Annotated in this window: 13 protein-coding genes and 4 pseudogenes; 15 read left to right on the plus strand and 2 right to left on the minus strand. The window is 59.1% G+C overall.

The genetic code is table 11. The features are described 5' to 3' along the window. Window positions 1-2,239: 2,239 nt before the first annotated feature. Window positions 2,240-3,185 (minus strand): annotated as a pseudogene (locus ACVWW3_RS37825) (LysR family transcriptional regulator). 457 nt (window positions 3,186-3,642) lie between these two features. Between ACVWW3_RS37825 and ACVWW3_RS37830 the strand changes: the two are divergent. The 13 genes and pseudogenes from ACVWW3_RS37830 (at window position 3,643) to ACVWW3_RS37890 (ending at window position 19,239) form a co-directional block, all read left to right on the plus strand. Continuing rightward, a complete protein-coding gene (locus ACVWW3_RS37830) occupies window positions 3,643-4,041 on the plus strand; it encodes a response regulator transcription factor (RefSeq protein WP_456651329.1) in 399 nt (132 codons plus the stop codon). Next, window positions 4,038-4,670 carry a NodA family N-acyltransferase gene (locus ACVWW3_RS37835; protein WP_456651328.1) on the plus strand — a complete coding sequence of 211 codons (633 nt, stop codon included), beginning with the start codon at window positions 4,038-4,040 and terminating at the stop codon, window positions 4,668-4,670. The genes ACVWW3_RS37830 and ACVWW3_RS37835 overlap by 4 nt, the downstream gene beginning before the upstream one ends. After that, window positions 4,667-5,326, plus strand: coding sequence for a chitooligosaccharide deacetylase NodB (nodB, locus tag ACVWW3_RS37840; protein WP_456651327.1), 660 nt, complete (start codon window positions 4,667-4,669; stop codon window positions 5,324-5,326). Before ACVWW3_RS37835 ends, nodB begins: the two co-directional genes overlap by 4 nt. A gap of 14 nt (window positions 5,327-5,340) precedes the next feature. Beyond that, complete coding sequence (gene nodC, locus ACVWW3_RS37845; protein ID WP_456651326.1) at window positions 5,341-6,699, plus strand: chitooligosaccharide synthase NodC; 1,359 nt, start codon at window positions 5,341-5,343, stop codon at window positions 6,697-6,699. A gap of 22 nt (window positions 6,700-6,721) precedes the next feature. After that, window positions 6,722-7,351 carry a nodulation methyltransferase NodS gene (gene nodS / locus ACVWW3_RS37850; RefSeq protein ID WP_456651325.1) on the plus strand — a complete coding sequence of 210 codons (630 nt, stop codon included), beginning with the start codon at window positions 6,722-6,724 and terminating at the stop codon, window positions 7,349-7,351. Window positions 7,352-7,362: 11 nt separating this feature from the next. Continuing rightward, window positions 7,363-9,075: a nodulation protein NodU gene (gene nodU, locus ACVWW3_RS37855; RefSeq protein WP_456651324.1), complete on the plus strand. Its 1,713-nt coding sequence runs from the start codon at window positions 7,363-7,365 to the stop codon at window positions 9,073-9,075. A 4-nt stretch (window positions 9,076-9,079) separates the two neighbouring features. Then, entirely contained in the window at window positions 9,080-9,994 is a 915-nt protein-coding gene (nodI, locus tag ACVWW3_RS37860) for a nodulation factor ABC transporter ATP-binding protein NodI (protein WP_456651323.1), read from the plus strand. A gap of 3 nt (window positions 9,995-9,997) precedes the next feature. Continuing rightward, window positions 9,998-10,786 carry an ABC transporter permease gene (locus tag ACVWW3_RS37865; protein ID WP_456651322.1) on the plus strand — a complete coding sequence of 263 codons (789 nt, stop codon included), beginning with the start codon at window positions 9,998-10,000 and terminating at the stop codon, window positions 10,784-10,786. Window positions 10,787-10,977: 191 nt separating this feature from the next. Continuing rightward, window positions 10,978-12,984 (plus strand): carbamoyltransferase family protein, encoded by a 2,007-nt coding sequence (locus ACVWW3_RS37870; protein WP_456651321.1) that lies wholly within the window; start codon window positions 10,978-10,980, stop codon window positions 12,982-12,984. A gap of 199 nt (window positions 12,985-13,183) precedes the next feature. Then, window positions 13,184-14,158: a nodulation protein NodZ gene (locus ACVWW3_RS37875; RefSeq protein ID WP_456651320.1), complete on the plus strand. Its 975-nt coding sequence runs from the start codon at window positions 13,184-13,186 to the stop codon at window positions 14,156-14,158. Window positions 14,159-15,150: 992 nt separating this feature from the next. Further along, window positions 15,151-15,918 carry an SDR family NAD(P)-dependent oxidoreductase gene (locus ACVWW3_RS37880; protein ID WP_456652093.1) on the plus strand — a complete coding sequence of 256 codons (768 nt, stop codon included), beginning with the start codon at window positions 15,151-15,153 and terminating at the stop codon, window positions 15,916-15,918. Window positions 15,919-16,177: 259 nt separating this feature from the next. Further along, window positions 16,178-17,954, plus strand: a pseudogene (nifA, locus tag ACVWW3_RS37885) (nif-specific transcriptional activator NifA). Window positions 17,955-18,371: 417 nt separating this feature from the next. Beyond that, window positions 18,372-19,239: pseudogene (locus ACVWW3_RS37890) on the plus strand (electron transfer flavoprotein subunit beta/FixA family protein). A 486-nt stretch (window positions 19,240-19,725) separates the two neighbouring features. Here ACVWW3_RS37890 and tcuC read toward each other — a convergent pair. Further along, window positions 19,726-21,076: pseudogene (tcuC, locus tag ACVWW3_RS37895) on the minus strand (tricarballylate/proton symporter TcuC). Window positions 21,077-21,144: 68 nt separating this feature from the next. Here tcuC and ACVWW3_RS37900 point away from each other — a divergent pair. Together ACVWW3_RS37900 and ACVWW3_RS37905 are read left to right on the plus strand one after the other, a co-directional pair. After that, window positions 21,145-21,369, plus strand: coding sequence for a hypothetical protein (locus ACVWW3_RS37900; RefSeq protein ID WP_456651316.1), 225 nt, complete (start codon window positions 21,145-21,147; stop codon window positions 21,367-21,369). 407 nt (window positions 21,370-21,776) lie between these two features. After that, window positions 21,777-23,051 carry an IS256 family transposase gene (locus tag ACVWW3_RS37905; protein ID WP_456648077.1) on the plus strand — a complete coding sequence of 425 codons (1,275 nt, stop codon included), beginning with the start codon at window positions 21,777-21,779 and terminating at the stop codon, window positions 23,049-23,051. Window positions 23,052-23,109 lie beyond the last annotated feature (58 nt).

Here is a 23,109-nt window from a genome sequence, read left to right on the forward strand (position 1 = left end):
TCGCCAGCGACGCCAATTCGTCCCTCGCTGCGCGTTGCATCACAAGTCTTGCGATCGCCACGCGATTCTCGCTGGTTCGCATGCATGTCGGTAAAGACGCGATTGCTCGATCAAAAAGGTTTCCCAAGCTCGCGAGATCCTCCGGATCGTAGACTCCGCTCGACTTATCCAAGAGTAAGCTCCTTTGATTGCCGCACCCGCGCCGCACGTGACGAAGCCGTTTGGCTGTGGTGGGGCAAAAAGGAGACGGAGCGGCGACGTGCGCGAAAGAAATGTGACAGGTACGCTCGTGTGGTGCCGTTATGCAACACGGCGTTTGCTCCCCTTTTGTCCAACACTGCCCTAACCGAAACTGTGCAATTTCTGCTGGATGCGGCCGCAGCAGTGGCCATCTGCTGTCTGATCGCGACGCGAAGCGAAGCAGGTACATGCAGCCTCGCTTGCTCTTGAGAGACAGCTTCACGGACGGCGGCCCAGACACAGTACTGATCTGATCAGATGGGCCTCTTTCCGTCGAATCCGTGCTGTGATGTCTATCGTCGAGCCGGGCGTTGATTGGTCAATCATCGCAGATTAGTCGTACCACCACATCGTGGCGCGGGCGCCCGCTCGGCACCTAACAGCGTTTTCGACACGCTGCTAGTCCTGTTGAGATGGCTTTGTGGGCGCGAAGGCGTTGTTCGCGCATGGCAACATCGGGTTTTAGAATGCCACAAGATGATGGCTGCTCTCCAACGGCGCGAGTCTGCGACGCAAAGCGTCAGTAGAATGAGAGAAGGCGGGCCGCAAAACCATTCCCGGCATGTATCTCAACGCAAGCGCACCTCGCGCGGCGGGCGAAACGTTACTCGCGATTGAGGACCGAGCCTCGAAGGATCGCTCCGATATCCGTCGGACGTGGAGGCGCTCAAAACGGGTCAACACGCCCCCGGCGCCGCGCGGCCGCGCCCGGGAAAACAACGACGTGCCATAGCTCCTATAGCAATAACTCGCATATCCAGACGTGAGCCGGATGAGTGTTGCGCAGCACAGTCCAGCTGTCGCGGGTAATGGCTTGCTCGTCCAGAAGCTCACTCACTTTCATCCTCGAACAGTATCGCTTGGTGTGCGAGCGCTGGACATAGATGCTTTGGGTAAGATAGGCAAATCGTGTTACCGCACCGAAGTAGCTCTTCGGGGACAGCGGTGAGGGGCCGCAACTCGGGGCTAACGGCGGCGGCATCCCGCGCGCCACGCACCACGACACTTTCGAAAATAACACGACTGTCGCGAGATCCGAAAGGATGACCCTGCACCCACGATCCGATGTGGCTGGATTGACCATGTCGCCCGAAACGATCAAAAGCTGTAGGTGGAGCAGGGGTTGGCGAATGGGAGCGGCGAGCGCTTCCGTGCGCCGGACATTGGCACAGTTGCCGTCCTCTCATCATAAACACTCATCCCCCAAGCACGCGCGCAACGGGACAATGCCGCGAGCTCACGGCGGGTGGATCCAGGTTGATCCTGCGGCCAGCGAGTTTGCGGTTGCGCTCCGTCATGCGGGATCGAGAAGAGTAAGACAATGGCCATTGAGATGACGTGTCCGAATCTCCACGCCAACCTTGCGCAGACCTCTCACTTGCAGGTTCTGCTCCCCCGAACTACGCCAGCTCGCGTTGCGCTTTCCGGACGCGACTGTGGACAGCGTTGGCGTTCGGCAGAACAAGTTGGTTCGACGCGAACGAGCCGGCATCGACCCTGTGGGGCGTCCGCCAAGAGGCGTCTAGCTACTGGCGTGCTTCGGCATTACTGGTGCGATCGCCGGGATAGTAGACGGCAAGGAGAGTGCCCACCGGCAGGCGAAGAACGGTGCGGGTGCGCTACCAGTGTCCACGTTTGCAGCCTCGATCGCGGGACTTGGTCTACAACCTGACGCGGTGTACGATTCAAGAGATTTTAGTGCCGAGCCCGGATCGCTCACCTGACTGGCCGGATCATTTCGCGAGCTCTGAGCTCAGCTCATGTAGAATAGTGCAATGCAGCCCGTCGGATCAGCGGAAAGTCATTGCGGAGCGCCGCGGAACGAGCTGTATGACGCGCAAGGTCGTCACGCCAGCGCGAGATCAATAGCGCCGCCGACCCGATCAAACTGCGCTCAAGCGCGCCAATGTCGACAGGCCGAACACCAGCGAGGACCGGAGCTTCGAGCCCGGCGTAGGATCTGGTTAACGAAGAGTAGGTCGCAAACGGCCGAACAATCCTAGAACGGGCCGTAACATTGGTTGGTCTCGGACGGAGAGACCATCATGGATGCCTGTTGCAAGAACATGTTGCGCATCCAAATGCTTGCAGGATCAGTATTATGAATGGCCGGCCATTGGACGGGCCTCGGTGAATGTGAGAAGTCGCAGCGGAGGTTCGATGACCCGCAGGGGCATCGTGTTTGCGAAATGGCTGACCAGTCTTGAGGGCATGCTCGCTATACGGTTGGTGCCCAACAACATAGGCGGAATCATACCAAAACCCTGCACAGCGACCTCGGTGCGTAACTTGAAACCATGCTCGAGCAAGAGCCATTCGTGGAAGGAGGGCCTCAGGGAGCGCCCGAACTGGGCTTCCACGTGCCCGATCGACGTGTACATCTCGAACGTAAGTCGCGGCGCCAGCTGCTTGTTCATGGGGCAGCCCACGCAAACGAAAGTGTCCTCGAACAGCGCCGCCTTGGGATGCGCACTCGACATGAACATCTCCGGATACATGAGAAAATCGACTTCACCGCGCCGGAGAAGTTCATCGGGTTCCTCTACGGGCGGCAGCAACTCGAAATTGATTGTCGGAGCTTCCCGCGCGACGCGGTCCACGATTCGTCGAAAAAACACGACAGTCATGAAGTCGGACAGGATGATCCTGAATCGCCGATTCGATTGAGACGGAGTGAAGCCGTCCGGAGAAATGATGGAGAGCTGAATGTGAGCGAGAGCCTCGCAAATCGGGACTGCGAGCGCTTGAGCCCGCGGCGTTGGGACAAGCTTCCGGCCCCTCATCGTGAATAGCTCATCGCGAAAGTAAGTGCGAAGCCGCGCGACGGCAGCACTCATGGCAGGTTGACTGAGGTTGATGCTTCTTGCCGCCGCAGTGAGATTGCCTTGCGCCAACAGGGCGTCGAATGCGACGAGGAGATTCAGATCGAGGCCCTTGAAACGCATAATCTTGAGTGATCCACGGTGTGAATGTGTTCTATCGATACAATCGATTTTACCATTTGTACCGAATGAGGATAGCAAAGGATAGTTTAGCGAGATGTCAGATCTAACAGCATGGTTACAATCGTAGCGCGTTCAGCCCAGCGCCAGGAATCGATCAAGACATCTGGACCGTGCGGTCGCAGTTTCGCGCGTGTTGCGCAACTCATATCTCGGCGAGCTAGCACGGTGGGGATCCGCAACTGTGCGTGGGCGTATAGGACGAGCAAACCTTCGTATGGCTTCGCCAACCCATTCTATACCGGCCGTGTACCGCCGTAGAATTGAGCGAACGCTCACCTGGCCGTAGATTTCCCTCCAGTTGGACCCCTTCGGTTGCGGGTACCAAACGTGTTTTGGTCGCATCCGATTGCGTCCTTGCTGCGGAGAAATCGTGCGGAACATGCAAGCGAAGGCGCCCTTGGCGAATCTGATGCGAGTTGCGCACACGCTCGACGTCGTATCCATTGTGAATGCACATCGGTCAGTGCGTGAAGCTATGACAGATGTGGTGTTTTCCGCGGGCTACGTACCCGAATCCTTCGAGAGCGCAGACGAGTTCTTGAAATCGGGCCGCCGTTCGATCACGTCGTGCTTGATCGCGGACATGCAGTCGGGCGCGATGAGTGGCTTTGAGCTCTTTCATCATCTGGCTGCATCCGGAGGCGTGATTCCCACCGTTCTGCTCACAGACAACTCCGAAGACAATATGAGTCGAGTCCTGCAAGCTGGACTCCAGTTTTTGAGCAAGCCTTTCGAACGTAGCGAACTGCTGGCCTGCGTCAGGAGTCAGATAATGAATAGGGATTACCCTCTATGAACATGATCGCGTCCGGATCCACACGAGGTGTTTCGGCGCGCCCTCCAGTTCGTTGGAGGCTGTGCTGGGAGAATGAGCTTCAACTTGCTGACCATATTGAATTGTCAGACTTCTTCCGGAAGACCTACGGTCCGACCGGGGCATTCAATGCACAGCCCTTTGAAGGTCATCGAAGCTGGGCCGGCGCAAGGCCTGAGATTCGGGCAATCGGCTACGACGATCGTGGCGTCGCGATTCACATCGGCGCACTGCGCCGCTTCATAAAAGTGGGTGAGGTCGATCTGCTTGTGGCTGAACTCGGATTGTACGGGGTACGCCCGGATCTCGAGGGGCTCGGCATCAGCCACTCCATCCGCGTGATGTATCCCGTATTGCGAGATCTTGGGGTGCCGTTCGGCTTTGGCACGGTCCGATCCGCCCTGCAGAAACATATTACCAGGCTGCTCGGGCGACAGGGGTTAGCGACTGTTCTGCCAGGGCTCCGTGTCCGGTCCGCTCGTCCGGATATCTATCTCACTGTGCCTCCGACGCGCGTGGAGGAGGTGGTCGTCCTCGTCCTGCCGATTGCGAAGCCAATGAGCGAATGGCCGGACGGTGAGATGATTGAACGGAACGGGCCAGAACTGTGACGTCCGCAAACGACCAGACTGAAGCGCGGAGCGACTACGCCGACGCCGGCGGAGAGCACTCCGTCTATCTGACATTTGATGATGGTCCCAACCCGCATTGCACGCCGGCTATCCTGGATGTGCTGGCGCAGCATCGGACCCCCGCCACCTTCTGCGTGATCGGCGCATATGCAGCGGGTCAGCCGGAGCTGATCCAGCGCATCATTGCAGAAGGGCACGAAATCGCAAACCACACAATGACGCACCCGAATTTATCCAAATGCACACCGGATGAGGTGGAATACGAGATCCTCACAACGAACAAGGTCATCGGAATGGCCTGCCCGCGAGCCTCTGTGCGGCACATGCGTGCGCCGTATGGGACTTGGACCAAGGAGGCCCTCGCCGCGTCGGCGAAGGCCGAATTGGCAGCCCTGCACTGGTCAGTCGACCCGCAAGACTGGTCTCGTCCTGGCGGCGAGGCGATTGTTGCCGCGGTGCTGGCCTCGGTCCGGCCAGGGGCAATCGTGCTCCTGCACGACGGGTGCCCTCCCGACGAACTGAAACGCTGCCCTCACTCTGGTCGGCGCGACCAGACTGTGACGGCGCTCGCCCAGCTCATTCCAGCACTGCATGACCGTGGATTTGCAATCCGGTCGCTTCCTCAAACTCACTGAATAGATCAATTCCCATGAGCCTGCTTGCCACCATCAGCACCGCTGCTGTTGCCTCCTACGCGTTGCTCTCCAGCGTCCATAAGAGCGCGCAGGCGCTTTATGCGCTGCGAACCGACGCCTCACTGCCGCCGTACGACCTCGTCGACACCGGTGCTCTGCCCAGCGTGGATGTCATCGTGCCCTGCTTCAACGAGGATCCGCGCACGCTGGCGGCCTGCCTGAAATCTCTCGCAAGCCAGGACTACCCAGGGCGATTGCAGCTCTATGTGGTCGATGACGGCTCTGCAAATGTCGCTGCGGTGGCCCCGGTCCATGGGAGCTACGCGCATGACCCCAGGTTCACCGTCATTCTGCTGCCAAGCAATGTTGGAAAGCGCAAGGCGCAGATCGCAGCGATACGCCGGTCGTTCGGCGATCTCGTGCTCAACGTCGATTCCGACACGGAAATCGCCAGCGACGTGGTCAGCAAGCTCGTACGCAAGATGCAGGATCCAGCCGTCGGCGCGGCCATGGGGCAATTGACGGCCAGCAACCGGAACGACAGCTGGCTGACCCGATTGATCGACATGGAGTACTGGTTGGCTTGCAACGAGGAGCGCGCGGCGCAGACGCGCTTTGGTGCCGTCATGTGTTGTTGCGGCCCGTGTGCCATGTACCGTCGCTCCGCGCTGCTCTTGGTGCTCGACCAGTACGAGACGCAGTTCTTCCGGGGAAAGCCGAGCGACTTCGGTGAGGACCGCCATCTGACGATCCTCATGCTCAAGGCAGGGTTTCGAACCGAGTACGTTCCTGACGCCATCGCCGCCACGGTGGTCCCGGACAGGCTCTTGCCGTATCTGCGGCAACAGCTCCGCTGGGCGCGGAGCACTTACCGCGACACGCTGCTGGGTTTGCACCTGTTGCCCGGCCTCGACCGGTACCTTACGCTCGACGTGCTCGGACAGAATCTCGGGCCGCTGCTGCTCGCCATCTCATCGATCGCCGCGCTCGCTCAGCTCGCGCTCACCGGCACCGTGCCCTGGTGGACCGGTCTGACCATCGTCGCAATGACCATAATTCGATGCAGCGTAGCGGGCCTTCGTGCCGGCGAGCTTCGATTCATCGGCTTCTCGCTGCACACCCCGATCAACATCTTCCTCCTGCTCCCGATGAAAGCCTATGCGCTCTGTACCTTGAGCAACAGCGACTGGCTCTCGCGCAAAGTAGCGAAATCATCAGACGTCGATGAATCGAAGGCCTCGATCGAAGACGCGACAACTGGACCAAGCCTTAACCCGGCATCGGAAACGCCCGGCTCATTTCGCAGGGCAGGTCCTTCACGCGCTCCCTCACAGCTGATCGCGTCTGATGGCATTGCGGCCGAGACTGACTGACAGCTTTGTAGGGAATTTAGTGATGAGCGTGGACAAGACCTATCAATCGTTGCAACGGGAGCTGGCTAACGATGACCCGTGGCGACTTGACGGCAATCCGTTCGAACGTGAGCGTCACACCCAATTGCTACGGCTATCGCTGTCGAACGGCGCCGTCTCAACCGGCCTTGAGATCGGGTGCGCGGCCGGTGCATTCACAGAGAAGCTTGCTCCTCACTGCAAACGGCTCACGGTCATCGATGTTATGCCGCGAGCGATCGGTCGAGCGGTCCAGCGGACCAAGAGGTGGTCGCATATCAGCTGGGCGGCGACCGATATTCTTCAGTTCTCGACCGAAGAGCTGTTCGATCTGATCGTGGTCGCCGAAGTTCTCTACTATCTCGAAGACATGACACGGATGCGTACCGCAATCGACAAGATGGTGAAGATCCTTGCTCCAGGTGGGCATCTGGTCTTCGGATCTGCACGTGACGCCACCTGCAGGCGATGGGGGCATGTCGCTGGCGCCGAGACAGTCATCACGATTTTGACTGAAGCGCTCATTGAGGTCGAACGCGTGCAGTGCCGGGGGCAGTCGGCTGACGAAGACTGCTTGTTGGTCCGCTTTCGCAATCCGGAGCGATCTTCGATCCATCCTAACGGCCGAGCTTGAAAGGAGCCACTATGCGTATCTGCGGAATCAAATTGACGCATGACGGGGCAGTCGCTCTGATCGAGGACGGCCGGGTGGTGTTTTGTGTCGAACAGGAGAAGCTGAACAACAATCCGCGTTATCAAACCATCGACAACCTGGATGCCGTTGTTAGCGCCTTGGCGAAGCACGGGCTGGATCCGAGCGATATTGATCAGTTCGTCATTGATGGCTGGGATGGAGAGTTCGAGTCGCAGTTTGAAGTCCTTAGTGGGACGACGACCATCAAGCTCAAGGGCGCGCCGTATGTCGAACGGCAAGGCGATAGCCCCCTGACGTCCCGCGATCGGATCGGCCTCATGCTTGATGGGAAGCTATATCCCTATCAAAGCTATCCTCATGTCACCGGGCACGTAGCATCCGCATACTGCGCCAGCTCGTTTGCCAAATCCGCACAATCTGCTTTCTGCTTGGTGTGGGACGGCTGCATGTTTCCACGCATCTACTATGTCGAGCCCCACGGCATCCGGTTCATCGAGTGCCTGTTTCCGATGATAGGTCACGCCTATGCGACGGCAGGACATCATTTTGGACCTTACAGGCGGGCAGACCGGACCAGCTGGGATCTTGGTATTGCCGGCAAGCTGATGGCCTATATCGCGCTGGGATCGCCCGACGAGGACTGTATTAAGACGTTTCATGAACTTTATGAGGCGCACTTTGCCACGGATGCGGAGGGCGCTTGTCCTGAGCTTAAGGAGCTCAACAGCTCACAATCGCCACTTGAGGCTCTGCACGACTTCTTCGATGCGTGCGCAATGCGATTGAAGGAAAAGCAAGCCGAAGACATCCTTGCGTCATTTCACGTCTTTCTAGAGCGTCTGCTGGTTCGCACCATTGCTGACGTGGTGGAGCGGCATTCAGGTCTTGCGGGGGCGCGTAACCTCTGCATAGCCGGCGGCTGTGGCCTGAATATTAAGTGGAATAGTGCATTTCGTGCGACTGGCCTGTTCGATGCCGTGTGGGTGCCGCCCTTTCCGAACGACAGTGGCTCAGCCATTGGTGCTGCTTGCTCTGCACTGGCGGCACAGCAAGGCTTCAGAGCTCTGGAATGGTCGGTCTACAGTGGGCCGGCCGTTCGTGCCAGCGAAGTCCCGCCCGAATGGGAGGGCGCGCCCTGCACTATGGGCGAACTTGCGGCAATCCTCGCTTGCGACAAGCCCGTGGTCTTCCTTGCCGGGCGTGCCGAGCTCGGACCACGAGCCTTGGGTGGCAGAAGCATTCTCGCGGCTGCTAGCTGGGAAGGAATGAAGGATCATCTCAACGACATCAAACTTCGTGAGCATTTCAGGCCGGTAGCGCCGATATGCCTGGAGGATCGTGCGGCGGAGATTTTTAGCCCTGGAATACCCGATCCCTACATGCTGTTCGATCACCAGACGCGACCAGAATGGCGGGACAAAATTCCCGCCGTCGTGCATCTCGATGGATCTGCTCGTCTACAGACCGTTGCCAGAACCTCCCAGCATAAAGTGGCCGAGCTTCTCGTCGAGTACGAGAAGCTCACAGCCATTCCGCTGCTTTGCAATACCAGCGCCAATCTGCATGGACGCGGCTTTTTCCCGGATGCTGCCGCCGCGTGCCAGTGGGGTCGCGTCGATCACGTATGGTGTGATGGCCTGCTTTGGACAAAAAAGCGCGCAAGCGAGGAAGCGGCGCGAACAACTTCCGTCGCCATGGCGTAAGCAAATGTCAACCGCGGCAGTCGACCTTTTCCAGGTGAGCAAGTTCTACGACGACAGGGTCGTCGTAGACGCTCTTTCGTTTACGGTCTGGCCGGGAGAGTGCTTCGGTCTGCTGGGACCAAACGGCGCGGGTAAAAGCACGCTTGCGCGTTTGATTCTGGGTGTTGCATCGCCCGACGCAGGTAAGATATGCGTGCTCGGCGAGCCGGTGCCGGCAAGGGCGCGCTTGGCGCGCCGGGGGGTCGGGGTTGTCCCACAGTTCGATAACCTTGATCTTCAGCTCACGGTGCGCGAAAACCTGCTTGTTTTCGGGCGCTACTTCGCCATGAGCGCGGCTGAGGTGGAAGCGGTCACGCCGTCACTGCTCGAATTCGCGCGGCTGGAGAACAAGGCGGATGCCCGCGTCGCCGAACTGTCCGGCGGCATGAAGCGACGCCTGACGTTGGCACGGGCTCTCATTAACGACCCGCAGCTCTTGGTGCTTGATGAGCCGACGACCGGCCTCGATCCGCACGGCCGTCACCTGATTTGGGAACGCTTGCGCTCTTTATTAGGGCGCGGCAAAACGATCCTTCTCACAACCCACTTCATGGAAGAGGCGGAGCGATTGTGCGACCGCCTGTGCGTGCTCGAGCACGGCCGTAAGATCGCCGAAGGTCAGCCTCGCGTGCTGATCGAGCAGCAGATCGGCTGTCAAGTGATCGAGATTTACGGCGGTAACCCGCACGAACTGCTGCCGCTGGTCAGACCCGAAGTGCAGTGCGCTGAGGTGAGCGGGGAGACGCTGTTCTGCTATGTCACGGATCCAGAGCAGGTGCGCCTCCGCCTTGCCAACCGCACGGATCTGCGCTTTCTGCAGCGTCCCCCAAATCTGGAGGATGTGTTCTTGCGGCTAACCGGGCGAGAGATGAAGGACTGAACGATGTGGCAACGTTTTGCGCCGGCGCTCCCTGCTAATCCATGGAACTGGATCGCGGTATGGCGCCGCAATTTTCTGGTCTGGCGGAAAGTCGCTCTGGCATCGGTTCTTGGGAATTTGGCCGAGCCGATGAGCTCTCTGTTCGGTCTCGGTTTTGGCCTTGGAATGATCATAGGTGGTGTTGAGGGCACCTCGTACATCTCGTTTCTGGCGGCTGGCATGGTTGCTACAAGCGCGATGGTCTCCGCAACCTTCGAAACGATCTATGCGGCTTATGCTCGCATGCAGACAAATTGCACGTGGGAGGCAGTGCTCTGCACGCCCCTTACGCTCGGCGACATTGTTCTCGGTGAAGTGGCATGGGCAGCGAGCAAGGCCTTGCTCGCCGGGACCGCGATCACGATTGTGGCCGTTGCGCTGGGTTACGCAGAGTGGTCATCCATCCCCTATGCGTTACCAGCCATCGCCCTCACTGGCGTTACTTTCGCGAGCCTCGCAATGGTCGTTTCAGCACTTGCACCGAGCCATGACTATTTCATCTTCTACCAGTCGCTCATTCTCACGCCCATGATGTATTTGAGCGGGACGATCTTCCCAATGAGCCAGTTGCCCGGTTCATTTCAACGCATCACGACCTTCTTGCCGCTGACTCATTCAGTCGATCTCATTCGTCCAGCAATGCTTGGTCGGCCGGTCGACAGCGTCGGATTGCATGTGGGCGCACTTTGCATCTACGCAGCACTTCCCTTCCTGGTCTCGGCCGTGCTGCTTCGGCAGCGCCTGATGCGGTGAGAGGAACACAACCTAAAGCGAAGCATCGCGTGTGCGAGATGAGATATCGGGCGTAGCGAACTTCCAATCGCGTGCGACGCTTATAAGCGTCTCGTCAGCTAGCGCTGCCTGATCGGCCCCGCGGCGACGTGCTCCCAAAGCAAGCGATACGAAATAGGCCAACAGGCCTCTCAGGATTAACGGAGAACAAGATGCTGTGTCTAGGATTGAGTGGCGGCCTCGACAGGGTCTATGAAAACCCCCTTGGACTACCGGACACGTTTCTGCACGACGGCGCCGCGGTACTTGTCAAGGACGGACGCGTGATCGCTGCCGTGGAAGAGGAGCGCCTCAACCGGATCAAACATTCAAACAAGCTCCCGAGCAGTGCGATCGAATACTGTCTTGCAGCCGCGGGTGTGGAGCTTCGCGACGTCGATCGTATTGCGTTCTACGCTACTGAAGCCTACTGCAATGCAATGCTCGAACGGTTGTTCATCTCACAACCGGAAATCTCAATTCCCCTAGATGCGAATCTGCTGCTACGGCACCTTCTAGCAACGGAGTTCGGTACCCAAGTTGATCCCTCCCGGGTGTCATTCGTAGGCCACCATCAGGCCCACGCCGTGAGCGCTCTGGCGATGTCGGGTTTTGAAGAAAGCCTGGTCCTCGCGATCGACGGTTGTGGCGACTTCCTGTCGGGTCTCTTGGCTGTCGGGTCGGGCAGCGAAATGACCGAACTTGTGACGTTTCCAGAGAATAACTCTCTTGGACTGTTCTATCTGGAGACGATCCGATATCTCGGCTACGGCCTGTTCGACGAGTACAAGGTTATGGGACTGGCTCCTTACGGAGATCCCGCACGCTATCGCGAGCTCTTTTCGCAATTTTATGAGCTCTCCGCAAACGGTGGCTACCGCGTACACCTCGAACGTATCGGCCCGGCATTGCTGCGCAATATCGAGGTCCGGCGAAAGGGAATGCCGTTCACCCAACAGCATCGAGACGTGAGCGCATCGTTGCAGGAGGCGCTGGAGCGGATCGTATTTCACATTCTTCGGCACTACCGTGAGTCGACCGGAATGAAACGGTTGTGCCTGGCTGGCGGGGTGGCCCACAACTGCACGCTGAACGGAAAACTCCTGTATTCAGGCCTGTTCGAAGACATCTTCGTGCAGCCGGCCGCGCATGACGCCGGATGCGCATTGGGCGCGGCACTGATGGTGTCGAACGGGGCCGGGCAACCTGCGCCCCGCGAGCGATTACAGGCGGTTTATTGGGGGCCAGATGTCGGCAGCGACGACAGCATCGAACAGGAACTGAAGGGATGGGCCGGACACCTCGAGATTGAGCGGACCGCTGACGTCGCAACCAGAGCAGCCGAGTGGATGGCTGATGGCGCCGTGATCGGGTGGGTACAGGGCCGATCGGAGTTCGGCCCTCGTGCGCTCGGCAACCGCAGTATTCTAGCGGACCCGAGGCCCGCGGCGAACAAAGACCGGATCAATGCGATGGTCAAGAAGCGCGAGAGTTATCGACCATTTGCGCCATCGGTTCTGGAGGAGGATGCGGGCGCGTTCTTTGAGTTGCCGGATGGTCGCGCAGAGTATCCCTTCATGAATTTCGTCGTTCGCGTGCGTGAATCCAAGCGTGCTTTGCTGGGCGCGATCACGCATGTCGATGGTACGGCTCGGCTGCAAACGGTTTCCCGCACGAACAATGCCGCCTATTGGGAACTCATCAATGCGTTCAAGAGCCGGACAGGCGTCCCGATTCTGCTTAATACGTCCTTCAACAACAATGCCGAACCGATCGTAGATTCCGTTGCCGATGCGATTACGGCGTTTTTGTCGACCGAGCTGGATGGCCTTGTGGTCGGTTCATTCCTCGTCAAGAAGCGGGCAACAACACTCGAAAGCTGGACTGCACTCGCTGTATCACTGCCGCCCCATGTATCTCTTTACCGGGTTCGCGCTCACGCCGGCCGAGAACGCCAGGAGACAGTCTGCGAGATCCGCATGGGTCACTCCAGCCAGGACAGCGTGCGCATCTCGCATGACCTGTTCGACATGCTGATGCAAATTGAGAAGGAAGCTGTTCTTGCCGATCTTCTCGCCAGGGTCACCTCTGACAGGACTAGGCGAGAAGCTCTCGTGAACGAACTGCGCGGGCTCTGGGATCTACGCCGTATTCGGCTGCATCCGTCACAGACTGCGTGATCGTAAAAGTGTGCAATGCGGAAGAGGGCTCACTGGAGGCCTCTTGCATGACCTGCCAATCGCGGTGCCGTGGAGGAGGACTTGCAGGTTGATCGCCTTGCGTCCAGGTGACCAGCCGTCCATTGGCGTGGATCGGAATCGCCGATGAGTAGGTGCGCCACACAAAACTGATCTTGCGCAACGAGAAGGGTTTGATAACTTGACCAAGGAACGCTTTGTTATTTCTCGGAGGCGTACCGGCTTTGGTGACTGCCTCTGGTCGCTGGCGTCAGCCTGGTCGTACGCGCAGCGGACCGGGCGGACGCTCGTCGTTGACTGGCGCGGTTCCTGCTACATCGACCGACCGTTCAGCAACGCCTTTCCGGTGTTCTTCGAGCCGGTTGAGGACATCGCTGGGGTACCGGTGATTTGCGATGACCGGATCAACCAGCTCTCGTTTCCCGGACCGTTCTTCCCGCGGTGGTGGAATAGGCCATCGATCGACTGCATCAACCGTCCGGATGAGCAGATCTTCCGAGAACGTGACGAACTGACCGAGCTGTTCCAGGCAAGAGAAGATAACGAAGCCAACACCATTGTCTGTGACGCCTGCCTGATGTGGCGTTGTGGCGAGGCAGCCGAACGACTGATCTTTCGCAACATCAAGCTCAGGTCTGAGATTCAAGCGCGGATCGACGCCTTGTATGAGGAACACTTTAGCGGCCATAGCATCATTGGCGTTCATGTTCGGCACGGCAATGGCGAAGATATCATGGAGCATGCGCCGTACTGGGCCGATTCGGAGCTCGCCCTTCGTCAGGTTTGCATGGCAATCCGTAAAGCCAAGGCTTTGCCATATCCAAAGCCTGTAAAGGTCTTCCTGTGCACGGATAGTGCACAGGTGCTCGATCGCCTATCGGGTCTGTTTCCCGATGTCTTCGCCGTACCAAAACGTTTCCAGGCCGATCGGGCAGGGCCGTTGCATAGTGCGGAAATGGGAATTGAAGGTGGAGCTTCCGCTCTCATCGACATGTATCTTCTTGCGCGATGCGCTACCGTGATCCGCTTTCCCCCCACCAGCGCCTTCACGCGCTATGCCCGTCTGCTCGTGCCACGGATTATTGAATTCGACCAGAGCAATCCGGAGCGCTTGACCATGATCGATAATCCATACGAGCATTTCGCGGCTTCCTGAAGCGCCAGAATCTGGGCCTGAACAATGGCGGGCTAGATCATCGGTCTGATACTGCTGGCTTCGACACGATCGAGTTTCGCAACGTGTCGCGGGAACGTTGGATGGCGACTTCCGTCCCGCAAGCGACGGCTGACCGGCGCACTACCACCGATGCGGTGCGTGGGAGGGCGAACGCCCGAGAAGCGTAAGGCCAATGCCAGCGGGGCGCCGGCGGCCTTGCCCCGCAATGCTTCGGGCCCTCCGGTGTAAGTCGAGTCGCGAGGAAAGGTTATGGTTCTGTCATCCTCCCGCCGAGTCCGCCATCGCTGGCCAGACGGTGAAAAGCACGCAATGGCGGTCCGGGTCGCCGAGGAAATCTGACGTAACAGACAGTCACGTCAGAATGTCCCAGCAGCAAGGAGGCGCGTCCGGTAGATGGATCGCCTTTGCTGGGCAACCCTTTTGCGGTCAGCTCGTTTTCTGGACGACGGCGCCTTGTTCATGCTAGTCCTTTCGAACGGAGGTGTGATGAACGGCGCGGCCGGCGGCCCATCGATATTGCTCAAGAGCCCTATGTGCGGCCGCGCGTAACCAGGCCGAGAGCGACTTAAACGAACCGGCCATTGAATCCTGATCTTCGCCAAGGACAGCTAGTTTATCTTGTCCAGCGCGCATGACCCACAGACCACTCGTGGAGTGGTGACGCAGTCAGCTCGCCATGGAAACCCCAGCCTCTCGGCTCGAAGACGTAGCGCACGCAGTGGGCAGCACCCGGGAGCTCGACGACAGCCATTGCTGCGGCGCTGCCGGTGTCGAAAAGCAAACAGGCCAGATGTTCGGAACCTGCCATTTGCGTCGTAAAAGCGCGCCACCTGTGCCCTGCATCGCTCTGGCCCGGATCCTGCACCAGGTGCACAGGCGTGGGGAGCGGAAGGGAGTCGCGTGTGAATCTAGGTCTACCAGATGACAATGCGGTCGCAGCTCAATCGTCGAAAACGGGCCCTCGTGGTCCAATTCACACCGATGGAGCGGGCCGTCCGCTGCGTGAGCGGAAGACGCTGGTATTGACCGGGGCATCGCGCGGTATCGGTCGCGCCACCGGAAGATTGTTTTCGGAAGCCGGTTGGCGCATCATTTCTTGCGCGCGCCAACCATTCGACGCGGTGCGCTGCCCATGGGACTCAGAGGGGGATAGCTATATCGAAGTCGACCTGAGCGATCATCGGACGCTACCGCGCGTGATTGCCCAGATAAAGGAGCGCCTTGCCGGCGCACCGCTGCAGGGACTGATAAACAATGCCGGAAACTCACCAAAAACGCCAAACGGTGCCCGGCTTACGTCGCTGGCGACCTCAGTCGATACCTGGATGAGCGTGTTCCACCTCAATCTGGTGGCGCCGATCCTGCTCGCTCGGGGTCTGTTCGATGAGCTAAAAGCGGCTTCAGGCTCGATCGTCAATGTTACTTCGATCGCCGGAGCGCGGGTGCATCCATTTGCAGGCACGGCATATGCCACGTCGAAAGCTGCGCTCGCTTGTCTCACGCGCGAAATGGCGCACGATTACGCCTCACATGGCATTCGCGTCAATGCGATCGCGCCCGGCGAAATCAAGACGGACATTTTGTCGCCTGACACGGAAGCGTATCTTGTGCCAAAGATCCCACTACGCCGGGTGGGTACACCCGAAGAGGTCGCCAAGGTCATTTTCTTCCTATGTTCAGATGCGGCAAGTTATGTCACTGGCGCCGAAGTGCCGATCAATGGTGGGCAACACTTGTGAGTGAATCCGTCCTGGCGAACCCGGCTAACTGAGCTTCATCGATGGAAGCCATGTTGGCCGGGGCGAATCCGCGAAGCGAGTTGGAAGAATAAAGCGGAAGATCTAGTCACTGTAAGTGCTGCCGGCGTGCCATGAAGAGGCGTCATCTCTCGCCCGCGCCCTGAGAACTGGATGTCAGATCGAGGCAGGCATGCAACACGAGTCTAACAAGTCCGATCGAGGTGATGGGGAGGATCAAGAAAGGAACGGAGAAGTCATTATGCTGGACAGCGTTTCCCTGCCCGAAAGACCAAACTCAACGTCCGACGCGCGCCCTTCCGCCTCTGCGGGCCCTTCCGCTTCTATTCTGCCGTCGCAAGAGAAATCGCTAAGCACGATCTTTGAAATAGTGCACACGCTCACCGGCCTATGCCAGCTCGAAGCCAAGCTGGCGAGCGTCATCGAGCGTCTGCCATCGCTCGTGCAGATGCGGCGCGGCATCGTATGTCTGTTCGAACATGACGGGGTGCCCCAGATCATCGTAAACAACGGCCGGAGCGAAGGGCGCGACGCGCGTTGCGGGGGGGGCTTGCCGCAAGCAGCAATTGATCAAATTGTGGCGACGGGGCGGCCGCTCATCGTCCACAACGTAGCGCTGCATTCGATCTTCAGTTCTTCGGACGTCGAGATGCTAGACGCCGCCGGTAATACGTGTGTTGGGTTCATCGGCGTTCCCATAGAGGTTGACGAGAAAGTTGTGGGTACGCTGAGCATCGACCGCATCGCAGACAACGGGACGCATGCGCAGCTCGAGGACGACCTCCGCCTGCTGACGATGGTCGCAAGCCTTCTGGGCCAGACGGCGAAGCTGCATTGCATCTTTGTGCGCGACCGCGGGCGGCTTATGGACGAGGAGTTTCGGCTGCAGAAGCAGCTGTCGTCCGAGCTCAAGCCTCCTGGGCGGGAGCGTAAGAAGGTCCAAGTCGAGGGAATTATCGGCGATAGTCCGGCGTTGCGCGCGATGCTTGAGAAGACCGAGCTGATCGCAAAGTCGAATAGCACCGTTCTTTTGCGTGGCGAATCGGGTACCGGCAAAGAGCTGGTCGCGAAGGCTATTCACGAGCGTTCAGCGCGCGCCAAACGCCCCTTTATCAAGCTGAATTGCGCAGCCCTCACGGAGACGGTGCTGGAATCCGAATTGTTCGGTCACGAGAAGGGGGCGTTTACGGGCGCATTCAACGCGCGCAAGGGTCGCTTCGAACTCGCCGACAAGGGAACGTTGTTTCTGGATGAGATTGGCGAGATCTCGGCCTCGTTCCAGGCAAAACTCCTGCGGGTGCTTCAGGAGCAGGAGTTCGAGCGGGTGGGCGGCAATCAGACGATCAAAGTCGACGTCCGCGTGATTGCAGCCACGAATAAGAATCTTGAAGAGGCGGTGGCAAGGAAGGAGTTTCGTGCCGATCTCTATTATCGCATTAGCGTGGTTCCTCTGCTACTGCCGCCGCTGCGCGAAAGACGCACTGATATTCCGCTTCTCGCCGCTCGATTCCTGAAGAACTTCAACAATGAGAACGGCCGTGATCTGGTCTTCGATTCAAGTGCGGCTGACGTTCTTATGAATTGCGGATTTCCCGGTAATGTCCGCGAGCTGGAGAACTGTATGCAGCGGACCGCGACCCTGGCGCACGGATCGTCGATCGCAAGAGACGATTTTGCCTGCTGGCACGGGCAATGCCTGTCGGCCACGCTATGGAAGTGCGGTCCGGAGCAAGTGGCGCGACAGCCGAGCCCGATAATCTCACTTCCCGCGAGGCTGAGCATGCCGCCGACACAAGCTGTGGCACACGTTCAGCCGGTCGGTAGCGAACTGACGCCGCTAGAGCCACCCGGCCGACCTAGCATAGGTGCCGCCAAGGTCACAGATCGCGAGCGCGTAGTCGTGGCGATGGAAAGGTCCGGGTGGGTTACAGGCCAAGGCGGCGCGCTTGCTTGGACTGACGCCGCGCCAGATTGGCTATGCCTTGAGAAGGCACGGTATCGAGATCAAGCGCTTCTGAATAAAGAGTCGGCTCGCGTGTCTCTCGCTCGCCCGGGCGCGGTAGGAGAGTGTGCGCAAGAGGCGGTACTCTGGTCCATGAAGCGGATGCGAAACCGATGTGCTCTGCTTGGGGGTGGCCATGCCGGGAAGCATAAGCCCTCTTCGCGTCAGCCCGGTGCTGGTCATCGTCCGCTTGCAATGCATTCGCCCTATGAGAAATGATTAGGTGTCGAACTAGCGCAAGATCGCGGCCGCGCCGTTTACGGCGCGACTCAGATCAGAGAGATCACGTCCGCTTCACGCAGCCCGTCGCAGTCCCCAACGGTCTCACCGTCAGTCGCCAGCCGTTGCATTCGTCTCTCATCGGCGAAATGCCTGGGGTGGTATGACAGTTGCTATTCGTGGGGGAGCCTGCTCAACATCTTAGGAGAAGCATATGCATAGCATCGTCTGCATCAAACAGGTCCCCGACTCCGCACAAATCCGCGTGCATCCTGTCACGAATACGATCATGCGTCAGGGCGTGCCGACAATCATCAACCCATATGATCTGTTCGCACTGGAAGCTGCGCTCGAGCTACGAGACAAGTTCGGCGGCGAAATCACTGTTCTCACAATGGGGCCGGCGTCGGCCGAAGAATCTCTCCGAAAGGCGCTGACATTTGGTGCAGATCGTGCTGTCCTGCTCACTGATCGTAGTTTCGCGGGCTCCGATACGCTGGCGACGAGTTACGCGCTGGCGTGCGGGATTCGCAATATCGGGAAGGAATATGGCCCACCAGACGTCATATTCACCGGCAAGCAGACTATCGACGGCGATACAGCGCAGGTGGGACCTGGCATTGCGAAGAGGCTCGGGGTCCAGCAGCTTACTTATGTTTCCACAATGAAAGCGTTGGACTTCAAAGTACGCACGATTGATGCGGAACCGGCGCTGCGAAGGGGGAGTCCAGGTGCTGCGTTCCAAGCTTCCTTGTCTCGTCAGCATGTTAGAGGCAAGCAATCAAATTCGTCGCGGTGCGATGATCGATGCCTTGCGTGCGGCCCGTGCCTCAATCGTAAAATGGAGCGCTCAAACTGCCGGCGTGGATGACATGGCCAAATGCGGTCTGAGGGGGTCGCCGACCGTGGTCAAGCGTGTCTTCGCGCCCTCCGCACGAGCGGAGAAGGCCACGTGGGTGGAAGCGGCCGAGCAGCCGGCGCAAGCGCTAATCGACGCCATGTTCAAGCGCAACCCTACACTCGAGACGGAGCTCGCACAGCTTGCGCGCGGTACCTCATCCGCGCAAACTAGTGGTGCGTGAAGTCGCGGCTGATCGAGCGGAGCCGGCGATGGCCTGGGTCGTGGTCATGCATTGGCCCGTCGCTCGGTGCACCAGGCACGATCAAGCTTTTCGATCGCTCGCTAAGGTTTGCGAGCTGCGATACACCGGTCCACTGGGGAATTCATGCAACCTCAAGACGTCCCCCGTTGATTTTGCAAGACAGTGCATGTGGAGCTCGCTCGAGGGTTGTATCTCCCTCGCGCGAGCTCTGCCCTGCTTCAATTAACCGCAAAGTGCGAGCGTTATCATCGCGGCGCTCGACCACAGAACGAATCGAGCGTGGCGGTAGTGCTCAGCTATCCCGTTCAACATCAGCGACAGCTCGTCCCGATACTGCTCGATGCTGCATATATAAAGAACCGAGACCCCCAGAGTGGCACGCGGACCACCGTGAGATCACCGCAAGGACCGCCACGCACCCCGTTCAGTTCAGTCTTGGACGTGAAGGTCCCCCTGGGCGCGCTGCTAATGCGGGGTAAATTGCGGGCTTAAGGCCCGGTTAGACCGCTCGGGTCGCGACAGCTTCGCAACTCTCTTGGTATTTCCTGGATAAATCGTGAGTGCGGCGATAATGCCGAGCAAAGCTGCAAACATCAACCAGAAACCCGGTGAAGCCTTGTCGCCAGTCCGATCGATCAGCCAAGTCGATGCGAGCGGCGTAAAGGTGCCAAAGAGAGCTGCGGCGAGTGCGAAAGCCAAAGAAAAGCAGGTTGTGCGAACGTGCTTCGGCACGATTTCGACCAGAGCGCCCAACATGGCGCCGCTATAGGTGCCAAAGTAGAACGAGAACATCATCTCCACTACCAGCATCTTGCCAAAGCTTGGGTCGGTCACAAGCCAAGACAACGCCGGATACACAGTCACGAATGCAAGGCCGGCAATGGTCAGCAAGACTGGCTTCCGACCGATTCTGTCAGAAATCGCGCCGCCAATTGGGTTCCAGATGAAGTTCGTCACGGCGACCAAAAGCGTCACCAAGAGCGTGCTCTGCGAGGACAGCTGCAATACGTGCTTGCCAAACGTAGGCGTGTACACTGTGACGAAATAGAAGGTCGTGGTCGTCAGCATCGCGATCATCATGCCGAGAATGACAATGCGCCATGTTCGCAAATGTGGAGGCAAAGACTTCGCGGGCAGTTGGGTGGGTCTTCATGACCAGAAACTCCGGAGTTTCCTCCAGCGTGCGGCGCAGGAAGAAGATAAGCGGAACGATCAAGCAGCCAAGGAAGAATGGGATCCGCCAGCCCCAGGCGGCAACCATTTCGGCCGGAAGTGCTTCGCTCAAAAAATATCCGATAAGAGCCGCGACAAAGATCGCAACCTGCTGGCTCGAGGACTGAAAGGATGTGTAAAAGCCGCGGTTGCCCGGAGTGGCAATCTCGGAGAGGTAGACGGAAACGCCGCCAACCTCAACGCCGGCAGAAAAGCCTTGCAACAGCCGTCCGAACAGCACGATCGCAGGTGCGGCAATGCCGATTGTTGCATAGCCGGGACAAAAGGCGATGATGACGGTGCCAATAGCCATGATCGAAAGCGTGATGATCAGGCCTTGCCTACGGCCAATCTGGTCAATATAGGCTCCAAGCACAATCGCGCCAACAGGTCGCATCAAGGCCCCCAGCCAGAACACACCGAAGGTGTTCAGCAGTGAAGCGGTTTCGCTTCCTGATGGAAAGAATGCGTTTCCGATGGCACTGGCGTAGAACCCGAACAAGAAGAAGTCGAACTGCTCGAGGAAGTTGCCGCTCGTCGCACGTAAGATGGCGCCAATGCGCGATTTGGCATTTGACGCTTGCGCGATGGACGCTGGTGACATGGCGAGTTTCCTCTCGGTTTGAAATGGCCGGGTCCGGAGAAAATCTCACGCCAGCCGAATGCAGTTTCATGGCCGCGAATCTGCCATCAGGGCACTATCGACCAACCCGTAAGCGCCTGACGTTTCCGGCATATTTTCGGCAATGCCGCAAACTCGCACAGTTGTTCGGGCGTTATTCCGCTCGCGGCGCAGGAGTGACTCTCAAGCTACTGAAACCTCGGGTAATTCTCGGTGACAAGATTGTTGTCTGTGGCGTGGCCGAATTTCTCATTGAGCGCACCGACATGCAATGAAAAGGAAGGACGAGATGCATGGCATACAAGCGGCAGGGAAGAGCTCCGTGAGATGTCGTGCTAGAACAGCTCGCGAGCCTGCGATTGGGGGCGAGGTGCGTTCGCATCTCACCCGATGTCCAGCGATTTGGCCTCGAGTTGCTCAAGTTAACCTGAGGCTTGACGGAAAGATTTGGTGAGCGTGCTGGCGATCGAGCCCGTCCGATAGCGCCGATCGCAATGCTCGGCAAGTGCCACGTTATCCTTCGAAGCGAGGCGCGCTTCGTTCGAGGGGCGCTGCGGTCCTAACCCGGTCCAAACCCGTACTGGGGGATGTCCCGGGTTCTGTTGAATTTCTGAAGAGGTCGGCGTTGCCCACCTTGAGCCGGTAGGCTCGGGGTGCTGATTCCACAAAGGAGAGCAACGCCATGACGAGAGATATCACACTGGCTGGTTCGCCGGCGACCGGGGCTGTGGACGAAGCTTTTGCAGAAGTGCGGGCGAGCTTCGATCGGTTCTGCCTTGCGGCAGGGATCGAGGCGCTCGGCACGATGATGGAGGCGGATGTCACGGCAGCCTGCGGGCTGCGCCACGGTCGCGACGCGGCGCGGCGGGCGCACCGTTGGGGCCGAACGCGGGGACGGATCGGCTTCCACGGCGGCAAGATCGAGGTCGAGCGCCCGCGGGCCCGGGGCGTGGACGGCCGCGAGGTCACGATCCCGAGCTGGGAAACGGCGGCGCAGGAGGATTGGCTCGGTCGCTGGGCGATGAACCTGATGCTGATCAATGTGTCGACGCGCCGGTTCGGCCGCGCTGTCCGGCTGCCCGAGGGTGACGTGCCGGCACCGCCCGGATCGGGGGTTTCGAAGTCGGCGGCCTCGCGGAGGTTCGTAGCGCTGTCGGCGGCGCGGCTGGCCGACTTCATGGCTGCCGACCTGTCCGCGCTCGACCTTCTAGTGGTCCAAATCGATGGGCTGCATCTCGGCGACGATCTCGTGCTGGTCGCCGCGATCGGGATTGACGGCGAAGGCAACAAGCATCCGCTGGCTCTGGTGGAAGGGGCGACCGAGAATGCCGCAACGGTTCAGGCCCTGCTGGACAACCTGGTCTCGCGCGGGCTCGACCCGACGGTGCCAAGACTGTTCATCGCCGACGGCGCGAAAGCGTTGTCGAAGGCGATCCGCCGCACCTTCGGTTCGGCCGCTGCGATCCAGCGCTGCCAGATCCACAAGGCGCGCAACATCGTGGAACGCCTGCCGAAAGAACATCATGCGGCCACCCGTCGGGTGCTGCGCCAGGCCTGGGAGCTCGATGACGCCGACAAGGCTGAAAAATTGATCCGCAATCTCGCGCGTCGACTCGACCAGCAATGGCCCGGCGTAGCGGCCAGCATCCTCGAAGGCCTCGACGAAATCCTGACTGTCGTCCGGTTGAAGCTGCCGAAGGAGCTTCGTCGATCGCTCGCCTGTACCAACATCGCCGAGAACATGATGGGCACCATTCGCCGCGTCACGCGCAACGTCAAACGCTGGCGGGATGCCGGTATGGCCTTGCGATGGGTCGCGGCCGGCATGATCGAGGCCAACAAGGGCTTCCGACGATTGAAGGCGCATAAGCAATTGTCGGTTCTGCGTGCGGCCCTTCAAGCTCACCACGATCGCATGACGATCAAGCCCGTTGCCCACGTCACGAGGGCCGCGTAACATTCACTCCGGCAACGTCGGCCCGACGTAGTTCAACACCGATCGGGACATCCCCCCG

This window comes from Bradyrhizobium sp. LM2.9 (assembly GCF_054056555.1).

Excerpts from the sequence above, each read along its gene's own strand:
- nodI (WP_456651323.1), top strand. The coding sequence starts at position 9,080 with ATGTCAACCGCGGCAGTCGACCTTTTCCAGGTGAGCAAGTTCTACGAC.
- ACVWW3_RS37835 (WP_456651328.1), top strand. The coding sequence starts at position 4,038 with ATGAACATGATCGCGTCCGGATCCACACGAGGTGTTTCGGCGCGCCCT.
- nodC (WP_456651326.1), top strand. The coding sequence starts at position 5,341 with ATGAGCCTGCTTGCCACCATCAGCACCGCTGCTGTTGCCTCCTACGCG.
- ACVWW3_RS37905 (WP_456648077.1), top strand. The coding sequence starts at position 21,777 with ATGACGAGAGATATCACACTGGCTGGTTCGCCGGCGACCGGGGCTGTG.
- nodU (WP_456651324.1), top strand. The coding sequence starts at position 7,363 with ATGCGTATCTGCGGAATCAAATTGACGCATGACGGGGCAGTCGCTCTG.
- nodS (WP_456651325.1), top strand. The coding sequence starts at position 6,722 with ATGAGCGTGGACAAGACCTATCAATCGTTGCAACGGGAGCTGGCTAAC.
- ACVWW3_RS37870 (WP_456651321.1), top strand. The coding sequence starts at position 10,978 with ATGCTGTGTCTAGGATTGAGTGGCGGCCTCGACAGGGTCTATGAAAAC.
- ACVWW3_RS37900 (WP_456651316.1), top strand. The coding sequence starts at position 21,145 with ATGGCCGCGAATCTGCCATCAGGGCACTATCGACCAACCCGTAAGCGC.
- ACVWW3_RS37865 (WP_456651322.1), top strand. The coding sequence starts at position 9,998 with ATGTGGCAACGTTTTGCGCCGGCGCTCCCTGCTAATCCATGGAACTGG.